The following is a 13348-nucleotide window of genomic DNA, read 5'->3' on the forward strand; positions in this document are numbered from 1 at the left end:
TTTAGTTAAATTGTATGAACTAAATTGTATTATTGAAATGTAACTTAATATGGAAAAATTAAAGGTTTTAGTAGTAGGCTGCGGTAATATGGGTACTTCTCATGCTCGTGCTTACCATCAATTAGAAGGCTTCGAAATAGTAGGTTTGGTAAGTAGAAAACCTGAAAGCCGAGGTAACCTTTCTCAAGAACTCGGAGGTTATCCAACATTTTTGGATTTCAAAAAAGCGCTCGAAGAAACTAAGCCTGACGCTGTTTCTATTAATACCTATCCTGACACACACGCAGAATATATAAGAATAGCCCTTAATGCCAATGCCCATGTTTTTGTTGAAAAGCCGCTAGCATTAACTGTTGAAGACGCACAGAGTTTAGTCGATTTAGCATTAGCCAAAGGCAAAAAAATGGTTGTGGGTTACATTTTAAGAGTACACCCTGCTTGGGCAAAATTTGTAGAAATAGCCCAAACTTTAGGCAAACCTTTAGTAATGCGAATGAATCTAAACCAACAAGCATCAGGTGATATGTGGTATACCCACAAACAGTTGATGAATAGTATGTCTCCTATTGTTGATTGTGGCGTACATTATGTAGATGTAATGTGTTTGATGACGCGATCGGTTCCAATAAGTGTAAGCGCTATTGGAGCAAGACTATCAGACGAAATTGATTCAAAAATGTATAATTATGGACAGTTACAAGTTCGTTTTAAAGATGGTTCTGTAGGATGGTACGAAGCAGGATGGGGACCGATGATGAGCGAAACAGCTTTTTTTATAAAGGATGTTATTGGCCCAAAAGGAAGTGTTTCGATATCGGATGAAGCCAAAGGCGATTCTGATAATGTAGAAGACCATACTAAAACCGGTGGGTTATTAGTACATCATGCCGAACTAGACAGTAATGGGAAATTTGCAAAACCAGACGAAATTGTAAGCACTTCTGATGAACCAGATCATGATGGTCTCTGTTTGTTAGAACAAGAATATTTTTTAAAAGCTATAGTTGAAGATTTAAATATAAGTAATCATTTGCAAGATGCTGTAAATAGCTTACGAATAGTACTAGCTGCAGATGAGTCTTTTAGAACGGGGAAAACTGTTGAATTATAAATACGTATTTCTCATTAATTTTTAAACAATGGTGTTTGCGTTAAATTAATTAAAGCATCACTTTCTTCTTTTAAAATTCGTTTTGTTCTGAGGTATCGGTTTCTGTTCCATTCATCAAAATTATCGGCACTTGGGTCCATACTACTAATACGCACCATGTTTGATGCATGTATAAACTCGTTATTACCAATCCACATGCCCACATGAACAACTTTTTCGGCGGTAGAATCCGTAGCTTTTCTTCCAAAGAATAATAAATCACCTTCTCTTAAGTTTTCAAAATTTTGAATAGAGTCTATTGATTTACCTGTATACACTTGTTGCGAGGCGTCTCTAGGAATCACCATTCCGTTTAAAAAATAAATTGTTTTGGTAAATCCACTACAATCAACACCTTTCGTTGAAGTGCCTCCCCAAAGGTAAGGCACTCCCATTAGTGTTTTTGATGTTGTAACCAAATTTTCGGGCGTTGGATTTAAATTATTTATCCAACCAAAATAGCTTTCAGCCTCATTCAACCTAACCATAGCAATACGCCCATCTGGGTAAGCGACTACAAAATGATTTTTTGATAATTTTACAAACTCCAATATATCGCCTGCGACTAAATCAGAAACTATATTTTTCTCGTTTTCATCAGTATATGAATTTCCGTAGGTTTGGGTGTAGATAATCTTATCTCCTTCTTTCCAGTTTTCAAAACGTTTAGAGTCCATTAAAGTAATTCCCCCTTCATCAACCCATGATAAGTATTTGTCTGGCGTTTGTATTAAATACCACTCTCCTTGTTCTTTTAAAACTTTTACAGGAGTTCCTAAAGTTGCCTGGGTAGCCAATTCCGCTGAATGTTTTGGGTTGCTACGTAAGTTAGCTACGGAAATATTAATTACTGCTTGCGTTTGTCCATTTAAGTTTGCCGCTGGTAATAATTGAATGCTATCAATAAACTCAACATTTTTAGAAGTTAATTCTTCTTTTAAAGAAGCCACAGCATTTGGCAAATTACTTTCGCCTTTTAAAATATATTGATTATTATTTTTATCAACTTCAACATTAAAAAGTGCAACTCGCTTATCAGGTGCTACTTCCGATTTTAATTTTGCAATTTCCTTATTAAAAGGGGTTTCTGTTTCTTTTTTCAGGTTAGTACACGCCGAAAAAACACATACAAAAAACAAAAAACAGAGGTGATTTGCGGATACTTTCATTTATTATACTTTAAAGCATAAAGTTACATAAAACAAAGTACTAGTTCAGTTCTTAAAGTATATGTTCTGTTTCATGAAATAATACAAATTAAAACTCCGTTCTAATTTCCTAATTTTGCATATCATGAAAAAACTGAAAGTCTTAGAGCTTTTTGCTGGTGTTGGCGGTTTTCGTCTAGGCCTTGAAAGTACAAATGGTTATAAGATAGTTTGGAGTAATCAATGGGAACCGGCTACAAAAACGCAACATGCCTCTAAGGTATACGAGGCTCGTTTTGGAAGTAAAAACCACAGTAATCATGATATTTCAGAAGTTCCTACCTCCGATATTCCAGATGCCGATATTTTAGTTGGTGGTTTTCCGTGTCAAGATTATTCTGTTGCTACTTCCCTTCAAAATTCAAAAGGACTTATTGGAAAAAAAGGTGTTTTATGGTGGAGTATTCATCGCATTCTTTTGGAGAAAAAAAACCCTCCTAAATATCTTTTTTTAGAAAATGTAGATCGTTTGTTAAAATCACCATCAACACAGCGAGGACGTGATTTTGCAATAATGCTTAAGAGTTTAGATGAAATTGGATACGCCGTAGAGTGGCGCGTAATAAATGCCGCTGAATATGGAATGCCACAAAGAAGAAGGCGTATTTTTTTCTTAGCATATCATAAATCTACCCGCTTATTTGATTTGCTAAATGACTCGAATAAAACGGACTGGATATTAAAATCGGGAGTTATTGCAAAATCATTTTCGGTTAAAAAAGACATAAAGACACCAAAAATCATTGTAATTGAACCCGATTTGGTCGAAATTTCGAATAATTTCAATAAAAACGGCAATAATTCCCCTTTTGAAAATACGGGTGTTTTTATTAACGGAAAAGCTTATACCACTAAAACCTATCCGAAATATAAAGGTCAACATATGACTTTGGGTGATGTATTACAAGCTGGAGAAATAGATGAAGAATTTTATATTCCGCATGAAGATTATTCTAAATGGGAATATCATAAAAGCGCTAAAAAAGAGGTGCGTACTTCAAAAGGTGGTTATCAATACACGTATAGCGAAGGCTCGATGAAATTTCCTGATTTATTAGATAAAGCTTCACGAACCATTATTACTGGCGAAGGTGGTAAAAGTCCGTCTCGATTTAAACATGTAATAAAAACATCAAAAGGTTTGCGCAGACTTACTCCTTTGGAACTTGAGCGCTTAAACATGTTTCCAGATAATCATACAAAACTAGAGGGTATTTCAGTGGCGAAACGTGCATTTTTTATGGGCAATGCATTAGTTGTTGGAGTCGTAGAAAAAATAGGTAAAACACTTTATGATAGAATACATGAAACTTAAAAGCACTTTTGCTTCAGATATTGAAAAAGAACGCTGTCTTGCCGTGTTGTTAGATAAGTATTATCAAAAGCACCTCAAAAACTACGATTTTACCAGAGTTAAAGATTTAAGGCGTCAACTTAAAGGAATCGACCTTATCCTTACCAATAAACTTAACGGCAAAAAGTATTTTGTTGATGAAAAGGCGCAATTAGATTATACCAATGAAGACCTACCTACTTTTGCTTTTGAATTGCGCTATTTTAAAAATTCAATAGTAAAAAATGGCTGGTTATTTGATTCGAAAAAAAAGACTGATTTTTACTCTTTAATAACAGCAATTTATAGTGACGAGCCAAACAAGTTTACATCATGTAAAATCACATTTGTAAATCGCCTTAAGCTAATTCAGTTTTTAAAAACACGTAATATTTCAGAGAAAATATTAGAAAAACGCATAAATGAACAGACTAATAAAGTAGCTAAAGTAGAATTAAAACAACTACACCCACGTGAAGAAGGATATCTCTTTTTCTCCAGAAAAAACAAAGCAGAAAAACCAATTAATTTAATTTTGAAACTTAATTTTTTAATTTCTAAAGGTCTTGCAAAGCGTTTTGTTTAATGCATTTACAAACCAATTAGTATGTAAGTTGTGCCAATTGATGTGAAAACAATTACTCGTATGCATTTGGCAGACAAATTCGTCCATTAAACACATTAATTCCAAAAATATTATTCTTTCTATCACTTAAAATAGACTCAACAGTCTGTTAGCTTGATAACTACGTAAAAACACTCGAATACTTTTTGCTATATTTTGAGTAAAATTCCCCTCTATGAAAAAACTGATTTTTTGCATAATTCCAATATTTCTTGTCTTCACTTCTTGTAAAAATGACGACTCCCCATCCGCAGACCCAATAATTAAAGAAGAGTCTCAACCGTAATTTTCTATCCTATACAATCCTTTTAAATTTACACATTAATTTTTGTGGCTCTTTGTTATTAAAGATTATTTCAAACGGTGATGCACTAATGCGCCTAGATTTTTATAATGCCGAAGGCCCGATTTTTTTTTCGCAATAAAGCCTTTTTAAAATTTATCTTAGATCGCGTGGATAATTGGGCTACACAACAAAATGCACCCATATATATTGGTGAAGTTGGTACAGGTGCTCCTAGTTTTGAAAATAACAAAGGAGGAATGAATTTCGTTGAAGATATGATTACCCTAATTCAGGAATAAAACATCCATTTTACCTATTTTGATTACCATGGCGATAATTTTGGACTTTATTATGGGCATGATCAATTACCTAGTACAAATAATACAAACCAAAACCTTATTGATTGGTTCACAAACAATATTGACTAAAATAGAAAGCTTCATTTCAATTTAACAAGTAATAGTAAACTATCTTAAAAACCTGTTAATCAACAATTAAAGTTTGGTTTTCTTCTTCGTTATTATATTTTATATGAATGACAAAAACAGAAAAGAAAGAAAATCAAACGATTATTAAAAATTCAATCACCCACCTGGAGGCCACTGGCTTCGAAAACATTAAAGCAGATTTAGAAGGCTATGATTCTCCAAAGTCTTATTTAAGGAAGGGCACAGAAATGAAAATTACACCTGATATTGTTGCCGAAAAAAATGGTAGAAAATATTTTTTTGACATTAGCCTTAAATCACAGAAAACAAGTCTTTTAAAAACAAAATGGTTGTTTCTAGATACTATAAGTAGATTAAAATCGCATCGTTTTCAAATTATTACAACTAGAGGTCATTATAAATTTACCGACAATCTATTAAAGGACTTAAACTTAACGAGTAGAAATACGATAAGAATTTAATATTCAGCAATGAATTAAAAGCCGCTTGTGCGGCTTTTTTTATTTTTAATCATTGCAATATGTGGAATTCCATCTTCTAAATACGCCTCACCTACTTGATTAAAACCTAGTGATTCATAAAACTTTTTTAAATATAACTGTGCTGAAATATGTATTTGCGTTTCTTTGAAAATAGTTTGAATAGCATTTATTGATGCATTCATAATATCTTGTCCATAACCATGTTTTCTTTCGGAGTTTTTTACCACTACTCTACCTATACTAGCTTTCGGAAAATAGTCGCCTGGTTTAAATATTCTGGTATAGGCCGCGAAGCGGCCGTTTTTTTTTCCTAGAACGTGCAGTGCTTTCTGATCTTTACCATCTAAATCTTGATAAACACAATCCTGCTCCACTACAAAAACCTCGGACCTTAATTGAAGTATTTCATATAATTCTTGTTTAGAAATTTCTTCAAATGTTTTTACAAATACCTCCATTAATCTTGAACTATTATTTGTTTGCTATCACATTTACCAAATTCTGGTTGAATATTTATATGGTTTATACCGTGATAATGAAATAACTCATCTTCTATTCCTTCTAAAATAGCGTCAAATTCAGAAAGCTTTATATCGCTACTAAAATCTATATGCGCTTCTAGATGAACTTCGTCTTCATTCAATTGCCAAATATGTACATGATGCACGTTTTTTACAACATTGAATTTCATTATTGCATCTACAATATTTTGTACTTCTATAGCATCTGGGGTAAATAACATTAATACTTTGGTAGAATCTCTAAGTAAATTCCATCCCATAAAAATTAAATAGAATGCTATTGCCAAAGTTAACAATGGGTCAACCCAAAACCACTGAAAATACTTCATTAATAATCCGCCAATTAATACAGCCACCGAAGCCATCATATCTGTCAACAAATGTAAATAGGCAGACTTCATATTCATGTTGCCTTCAGAATGTTTCTTTAATAACCAAACACTAAACCCATTAGCTACAATACCTAATAATGACAACCAGATTACCAAGTTCGATTCTACTTCTTGCGGATTATAAAATCTTTCAATAGCTTCTTTTATTAAAATAATAGCAACAACAATCAACGTTGCAGAATTTACAAATGCAGCTATTATTTCAGCCCTTTTAAATCCAAAAGTTTTATTTGTAGAAGCTTTCTTTTTCGAAAGTATAGATGCTATATAGCTGATTATTAATGATAGTACATCACTAAAATTATGTAACGCATCAGATAATAAAGACAAGCTACCTGAAATTATTCCTCCAACAACCTGAGATACAGTTATTATTATATTTAAAAAAATGGATATAATTAAACTTCGCCCTTTTAAATCTGAATGAGCGTGATTATGGGAATGGTTGTGATGAGAATGCCCCATAGTTTAATACTTTTTACAAAGTAAATTTACTATTATATAACTAGGAGTAACGAAACGAAGTTTCGTGATTTTTTTTATTTTAAGTTACTACATATAATAGTAACTTAACTACAAGATATTTTTTCTACTCTACGTTCGTGTCTTCCACCTTCAAATTTAGTGTTAAAAAACGTTTGCACCATTTCTAGCGCTTGTGGTAAAGAAATAAAACGAGCTGGAAGGCTTAATATATTTGCATCGTTATGCTCACGCGCCAATTGTACAATTTCTTTTGTCCAACATAACGCGGAACGAACTTTTTGATGTTTATTTGCGGTCATAGAAGCTCCATTTCCACTACCACAAATAATAATTCCGAAATTTACCTTATCACTTTCAACATCATTTGCAACGGGATGAATAAAATCTGGATAGTCTACACTATCAGTTCCATCTGTACCATGATTGATTACTTCAATATCCATTGATTTTAATAAACCAATGATTGCCAATTTATATTCGGTTCCAGCGTGGTCATTTCCTATTGCAACTTTCATAACTATATATAATAATTTATAACTCAAAGGTACAAATAGATGCGCTACACCACAAGATTCGATACTTTCACAACAATTATTTTAAACTTCACCACAAGCGTTGTTAATTTGTTTGTAATAAGTACAATTAAAATTGTTGAAAACATCCACATAAAAAATGACTTCTAAGTTTTGTGGTTTGTAAATTTATATATCTACAAAAATTATCCGTTCAGAAAAAAATTAGTTCTGTTTTTTTAGCCGTTATTTATTCAATAAAAAATAGCATCAGCTAACAATGTTTACAGGAATTGTTATCAAGAAAAGTTGTTAATATAAGTTATCATTATAGGTTGATAACCTATTTAATAGTTTGATAATGAATATAACTACAATATTAAAAAATGTAGATAAAGTTAAAATATGTTTCACAGCAACTATTTAACAAAAAAGTTATACCCCTTATCAACACTACATCACCATCACCATTTTTTAAATTTAATTAAAAGAAAAAATAGAATATATATTATAAATGTTCATAACATCAGTTGAAAACCAATTTGGATTTATAAATGTTTATTTTCGTACAAACAAAATCATTAATGTCAAAGAAAAAAAAGAAAGCAAGTAATCACAGAAATAACGAGATTACAAAAGGCATATTTACTGTTCTTGAAAAAGAACCTTCAAAAAGCTTTAATTATAAACAAATAGCTTCAAAATTAGATTTAAGTAATACTCAAGATAGAAATCAACTAATAAAAAGATTAGGTCAGTTAAAAGAAAAAAAGAGAATAGAAGAAACTGAGCGTGGTAGCTATAAAGCTATCGCTTCTTCAAAAACAGTACATACCGGAATTGTAGATATGACAAGTAGAGGGAATGCCTATGTTGTTGTTGAAGATTTTGATGATGATGTATTTGTTGCTGCAAACAGAGTAAATAGGGCTTTTCATAAAGACACCGTAGAAGTTCATATTTTTAGTAATAGGAATGGAAAGAAATTAGAAGGAGAAATCACGAAAATTTTAGAGCGTAAGAAATCTACTTTTGTAGGTATTTTAGACATGCAAAAAACTTTTGCATTTGTTCGTCCTACAGATACTAGAATGTACACCGATTTTTTTATTCCTAAAGACAATATTGGAAAAGCTAAGGACGGTGAAAAAGTAATCGTTGAAATTGAAAGTTGGCCTGAAGACGCAGATTCGCCAATAGCAAAAGTTATTGAGGTACTCGGAAAGCCAGGCGAACATAATACTGAAATACATGCAATTTTAGCAGAATATGGTTTACCGTATGAATTTCCTGTTGAAGTTGAACAGTTTGCGAATAACATAGATACCAGTATTGTAGCAGAAGAAATAGCTAAAAGACGCGATATGCGTGATACACTAACTTTTACTATTGATCCAAAAGATGCGAAAGATTTTGATGATGCTTTATCATTTAAAGTTTTAGAAAACGGTAATTATGAAATAGGAATTCATATTGCAGATGTGTCTCATTATTTAAAAGAAGATACTATTTTGGATGATGAAGCTTATGAAAGAGCAACTTCAGTTTATTTGGTTGATCGTGTAGTACCAATGCTTCCAGAGGTATTATCTAATAATGCTTGTTCTTTAAGACCCAATGAAGAGAAATATACTTTTTCGGCAGTTTTTGAAATGGATGACAAAAACCAATTAAAAAATCAATGGTTTGGGAGAACGGTTACAAATTCTGATGAGCGTTTTGCCTATGAAGAAGCGCAACATATTATTGAAACTGGTAGTGGTGATATTCCTAAAGAAATTTCTATTCGTGAAAATGCATATTCGGTTTCGAAAGAAATTGTAGATGCAACTTTAACCTTAGATCGTTTAGCAAAACAAATGCGTTCTAAAAGAATGGAACACGGTGCAATTTCTTTTGATAAAGTAGAAGTTCGTTTTAATTTAAATGAAAACAATGAACCTGAGGGTGTTTATTTTAAAGAATCTAAAGATGCTAATAAACTTATAGAAGAGTTTATGTTATTGGCAAATAGAAAGGTTGCAGAATTTATTGGAAAGCAAAGGCCTAAAAAGACATTTATTTACCGTATTCATGATGTACCAAATGAAGATAAATTAATTTCTTTAAATGGTATTGTTTCCCGTTTCGGCCATAAAATTGATTTAAAGGATAGAAAATCTGTAAGTAGTTCATTAAATAAATTACTTGAAGATGTTAAAGGAAAAAAAGAGCAAAATCTTGTTGATACCTTAGCTATTAGGAGTATGAGTAAAGCTATCTATACTACCGATAATATTGGGCATTACGGATTAGCTTTTGATTATTACTCCCATTTTACTTCACCTATTCGTCGCTATCCAGATGTAATGGTGCATAGATTATTACAACATTATTTAGATGGCGGTAAAACTGCGAATGCTGAACTATATGAGAAAAAATGTAAGCATTCTTCTGATATGGAGTATTTAGCAACAAGTGCCGAAAGAGATTCTACTAAGTACATGCAGATAAAATTCATGCAAGACAACAAAGAAAAAGAGTTTGTTGGAGTAATTAGTGGAGTTACAGAATGGGGTATTTATGTCGAAATTATTGAGAATAAATGTGAAGGCATGGTTAGAATACGTGATATCAAAGGGGATTATTATATCTTTGATGAAAGACAATATGCACTTGTCGGTGAACGTACTAAAAACATCTATCAATTAGGTGATGAAGTAGTAGTAATGGTAAAAGACACAGACTTAGTTAAACGCCATTTAGATTTTGCATTACTTGGTAAATATAAAATCGAGTAATTTTTGGAACATGTTTTGTATAGTGATATACAGAATAATATGATTCCAACTTTTAAAAACAACAAAATCAATAAATGAAGCCTATTTTACTCGTTTTAACCCTTTTGTTGTCAATTCGTTTTGGCACGGGTCAAGAGAAAAAGACTTTTGATCAATTAGGAATATTTACTGAAATTAAGGCCTATGATGGTTTATCGGTAAATTTAATTAAATCAGATACTAACAAAGCGGTAGTAACTGGTGAGAACTTAAACAAGGTTGCTATATCTAATAGTAATGGTGTTCTGAAATTACGCATGCAATTAACAAAAATTTTTAGTGGTTATAGAACATTTATAGATGTCTACTATACCGAAGAATTAGTTACAATTGATGTTAATGAAGATGCTCGATTAACTTCTGGTGATAACATTCAACAAGATTTATTGGAGTTAAAAGCCCAAGAAGGTGGTGAAATTTCAATTATAGCTAATGTTGAACAATTATTGGTTAAAGTTGTAACTGGTGGTACTGTTCAGACATTCGGTTCTTCTGATTTACAAGATATTGCTATTAACACAGGTGGTGTTTATGAAGGAAAAGAATTCAAAACTAGATTTTCTACTATAAATGTAAATGCAGGATCAAGAGCAGAAATATATGCTGTAGATTATGTAAAAGCTACAGTTAAAGCCGGTGGAGAGGTTTTAGTTCATGGAAATCCTGCTAAAATGGAAGAAAAAACAATTTTTGGAGGTAAAATAACAAAAATGTAACCATGTGGGATGATATTCAGGCTGCTATACCTTTAGGTTTTTTTTTAAGCTTTATGATTGGCCCTGTTTTCTTCGTTTTATTAGAAACTAGTGCAATTAAAGGTTTTAGGGCTGCTTTGACCTTTGATATAGGTGTTATTCTCGCCGACATACTTTTTCTTTTTGTGGCTTATTTTAGTAGTTTTCAATTACTCGAAAACTTGAGTAATCAACCAGGTCTTTATGTTTTTGGTGGGGTTATTTTATTAGTTTATGGTGCAACCATTCTTAAAAAGAAGACTCCTAAAAAGGAAACTGCCAATGTAGAAAGAACTAGTACGACTAATTATATAGGTTTATTCGTTAAAGGTTTTTTACTGAACTTTATTAATATTGGCGTTTTAGTTTTTTGGTTAGGTGTAATTATTATTGTTGGTCCGAGTTTAGATAATGATCCTAATCGGATTTTTATATTTTTTGCAACAATGCTAGGAGCATATTTGTTAACAGATATAATGAAAATACTTCTTGCTAAGCGTTTAAAGAAGAAACTAACTAAAGAGCGTATTGTAGTAATAAAGAAAAGTATTGCAATTATTTTAATGATTTGTGGTTTGGTCTTAATTACAAAAGGATTTCTACCTAAAGACCAGTTTAACATTGAGAAAGGAATTGAACAAATCGAACATATTCGAGAGGAATAATTAGTAGTAGCTAATTAATACAAAATATTGATTATCAATTAAATGGATAATTTCTATTGAGATATTGAGCATTCTAATGCTTAGTGAGAAAAACTATATATTTTTAATTATATATAATAAAAAAGACCTCATATTTCTATGAAGTCTTCCTGTTGAGGCATCGAGCGGATTCGAACCGCTGTACAAGCTTTTGCAGAGCTGTGCCTAGCCACTCGGCCACGATGCCAAATTCAGGTGCAAATATAGCGCCTTATTTAAGTAATTAAAAAAAGATTTAATTTCTTTTTGAGCTTAATCCAATTGTAACTTTTTCAACGTCTCCACCAATAGGAGGGTTAATTTTGGTAACAAAGACTTCAACAAAATCAACCATTTGTATTTCACTTACAATTCTGTCTATAATTCTTTTAGCTACATGCTCAAGTAATTTAGATGCAGTTTGCATTTCAATTTTTACTATTTCATGAATTTGAACATAATCTACCGTATCAGATAAATCATCAGAAATTGAAGGTTTTGTTAAATCTGTATCTACATGTACATCAACAGTATATTCACTACCTACAATACTTTCTTCGTTTAAACAACCATGGTGTGCATATACACGAATGTTGCTAACTTTTACTTTGCCCATTGTAAATTTTATGAACGCAAATTTAGTTCAATCTATTCAGAAAAGATAATACTAGCTGCCTATACTAATTTATTTGTATGAGACCAATGTTAGTAAGTACATCTACAATTACTAAGTCCTTGAAATAAATCAACACCTAAAGTTATTACATGTGTACCTGTGCTATAGCCAAGTATTTCATTAAGAATTATTTGGTAAGAGTAACCAAAGTAGAAATTGTTCTTTTTAAGTCCGATAATAGGCGCAACATATAATGGATCACCAATCTGGTCATTTAAGAATCTATATGTAACCCCGGCATAATAATAATCTTCGAAGTCGTACCAACGAAATTTAACGTTAAGATCTGTAACCGAACGACCATCACTTTCAAAGTATTGGAAGAATAAAGAAGGTTCTATTTCTAAACGACTATTTTTATTTTTTGTATATCTGTAGCCTGTATACGCGTAGTAGTTTCTAAGCGTATTTGGTTCATATACTGGATTAAAATTTGCAAGATTTTTATTAATGATATTTGAAGCATTTAAGCTAAAATAAAATTTATCTTTTCTATACAAAACACCAACATCAAAGTTATGATTGGTAGTAGCCCTATCATCTGTAACACTTGGATCTAAGGCATCAAAATTTTCAATATCTATTCGAAATTGATTAAAATTATATGACAAACCAAATGATAAAAATTCATCATCATAACGATCTAAAGTTAAATGGTGTGCAAAAGAAACACGTGCACCACGTTGTTTAGTTTCACCATTACTATCGTTATAAAGAAGCATTCCTAAACCAGATTGCTCACCAATACGCATATCTGCGGCTAAGGATTGTGTGTCTGGAGCATCTTTTATTCCAACCCATTGAGTTAATCCATTAATACGAATTTTTACATGATCACCAATACCGGCGTACGAAGGTGACATAACAAAAGGATTATCAGCTAAGTATTGCGAAAGCTGGGGTAATGTAAGTTCTTGTCCGCTTAGTCCAAAAACGGCTAAGAACACAGTTATTAAGGTTAGTAATTTGGTGCGCATAATTTTAGGTTAAGT

Annotated in this window: 14 protein-coding genes and 1 tRNA gene; 8 read left to right on the top strand and 7 right to left on the bottom strand. The window is 31.8% G+C overall.

What is annotated here, in order from left to right; translation table 11 throughout:
- The first annotated feature begins 49 nt into the window (after positions 1–49).
- On the top strand, positions 50–1111 hold the full coding sequence (locus UH7x_RS07435) for a Gfo/Idh/MocA family protein (protein ID WP_482363092.1): 1062 nt from the start codon (positions 50–52) through the stop codon (positions 1109–1111).
- Positions 1112–1125: 14 nt separating this feature from the next.
- Here the strand turns inward: UH7x_RS07435 and UH7x_RS07440 are convergent, their stop codons facing one another.
- The gene (locus tag UH7x_RS07440; RefSeq protein WP_482363093.1) at positions 1126–2319 is read right to left on the bottom strand and encodes a C40 family peptidase; all 1194 of its coding nucleotides are present in this window, start codon (positions 2317–2319) and stop codon (positions 1126–1128) included.
- Positions 2320–2443: 124 nt separating this feature from the next.
- Here UH7x_RS07440 and dcm point away from each other — a divergent pair, with 124 nt between their 5' ends.
- The 4 genes from dcm to UH7x_RS07460 all read left to right on the top strand — a co-directional run bounded on the left by dcm (position 2444) and on the right by UH7x_RS07460 (position 5512).
- Positions 2444–3673, top strand: coding sequence for a DNA (cytosine-5-)-methyltransferase (dcm, locus tag UH7x_RS07445; protein ID WP_482363094.1), 1230 nt, complete (start codon positions 2444–2446; stop codon positions 3671–3673).
- Positions 3663–4277, top strand: coding sequence for a hypothetical protein (locus tag UH7x_RS07450; RefSeq protein ID WP_482363095.1), 615 nt, complete (start codon positions 3663–3665; stop codon positions 4275–4277). The genes dcm and UH7x_RS07450 overlap by 11 nt, the downstream gene beginning before the upstream one ends.
- A gap of 432 nt (positions 4278–4709) precedes the next feature.
- A complete protein-coding gene (locus UH7x_RS07455; RefSeq protein ID WP_482363096.1) occupies positions 4710–4901 on the top strand; it encodes a hypothetical protein in 192 nt (63 codons plus the stop codon).
- A gap of 236 nt (positions 4902–5137) precedes the next feature.
- On the top strand, positions 5138–5512 hold the full coding sequence (locus UH7x_RS07460) for a hypothetical protein (protein WP_482363097.1): 375 nt from the start codon (positions 5138–5140) through the stop codon (positions 5510–5512).
- 14 nt (positions 5513–5526) lie between these two features.
- Here the strand turns inward: UH7x_RS07460 and UH7x_RS07465 are convergent, their stop codons facing one another.
- The 3 genes from UH7x_RS07465 to UH7x_RS07475 form a co-directional block, all read right to left on the bottom strand.
- Entirely contained in the window at positions 5527–5991 is a 465-nt protein-coding gene (locus UH7x_RS07465; protein WP_482363098.1) for a GNAT family N-acetyltransferase, read from the bottom strand.
- Positions 5991–6911: a cation diffusion facilitator family transporter gene (locus UH7x_RS07470; protein ID WP_482363099.1), complete on the bottom strand. Its 921-nt coding sequence runs from the start codon at positions 6909–6911 to the stop codon at positions 5991–5993. Before UH7x_RS07470 ends, UH7x_RS07465 begins: the two co-directional genes overlap by 1 nt.
- Positions 6912–7015: 104 nt before the next feature.
- Positions 7016–7447: an RpiB/LacA/LacB family sugar-phosphate isomerase gene (locus UH7x_RS07475; RefSeq protein ID WP_482363100.1), complete on the bottom strand. Its 432-nt coding sequence runs from the start codon at positions 7445–7447 to the stop codon at positions 7016–7018.
- 581 nt (positions 7448–8028) lie between these two features.
- Here UH7x_RS07475 and rnr point away from each other — a divergent pair.
- The 3 genes from rnr (at position 8029) to UH7x_RS07490 (ending at position 11662) form a co-directional block, all read left to right on the top strand.
- Positions 8029–10224: a ribonuclease R gene (rnr, locus tag UH7x_RS07480; RefSeq protein ID WP_482363101.1), complete on the top strand. Its 2196-nt coding sequence runs from the start codon at positions 8029–8031 to the stop codon at positions 10222–10224.
- 74 nt (positions 10225–10298) lie between these two features.
- Positions 10299–10979, top strand: a complete 681-nt coding sequence (locus tag UH7x_RS07485; RefSeq protein WP_482363102.1) for a head GIN domain-containing protein — start codon at positions 10299–10301, stop codon at positions 10977–10979.
- A 2-nt stretch (positions 10980–10981) separates the two neighbouring features.
- Complete coding sequence (locus UH7x_RS07490) at positions 10982–11662, top strand: LysE family translocator (protein ID WP_482363103.1); 681 nt, start codon at positions 10982–10984, stop codon at positions 11660–11662.
- A 155-nt stretch (positions 11663–11817) separates the two neighbouring features.
- Here UH7x_RS07490 and UH7x_RS07495 read toward each other — a convergent pair.
- The 3 genes from UH7x_RS07495 to UH7x_RS07505 all read right to left on the bottom strand — a co-directional run bounded on the left by UH7x_RS07495 (position 11818) and on the right by UH7x_RS07505 (position 13333).
- Positions 11818–11888 (bottom strand) — tRNA-Cys (locus UH7x_RS07495).
- Positions 11889–11936: 48 nt separating this feature from the next.
- Positions 11937–12296, bottom strand: coding sequence for a dihydroneopterin aldolase (gene folB, locus UH7x_RS07500; protein ID WP_482363104.1), 360 nt, complete (start codon positions 12294–12296; stop codon positions 11937–11939).
- An 89-nt stretch (positions 12297–12385) separates the two neighbouring features.
- Positions 12386–13333, bottom strand: a complete 948-nt coding sequence (locus UH7x_RS07505) for a PorP/SprF family type IX secretion system membrane protein (RefSeq protein ID WP_482363105.1) — start codon at positions 13331–13333, stop codon at positions 12386–12388.
- Between the last annotated feature and the right edge of the window lie 15 nt (positions 13334–13348).

Source organism: Aurantibacter sp. UH7, from assembly GCF_056839165.1.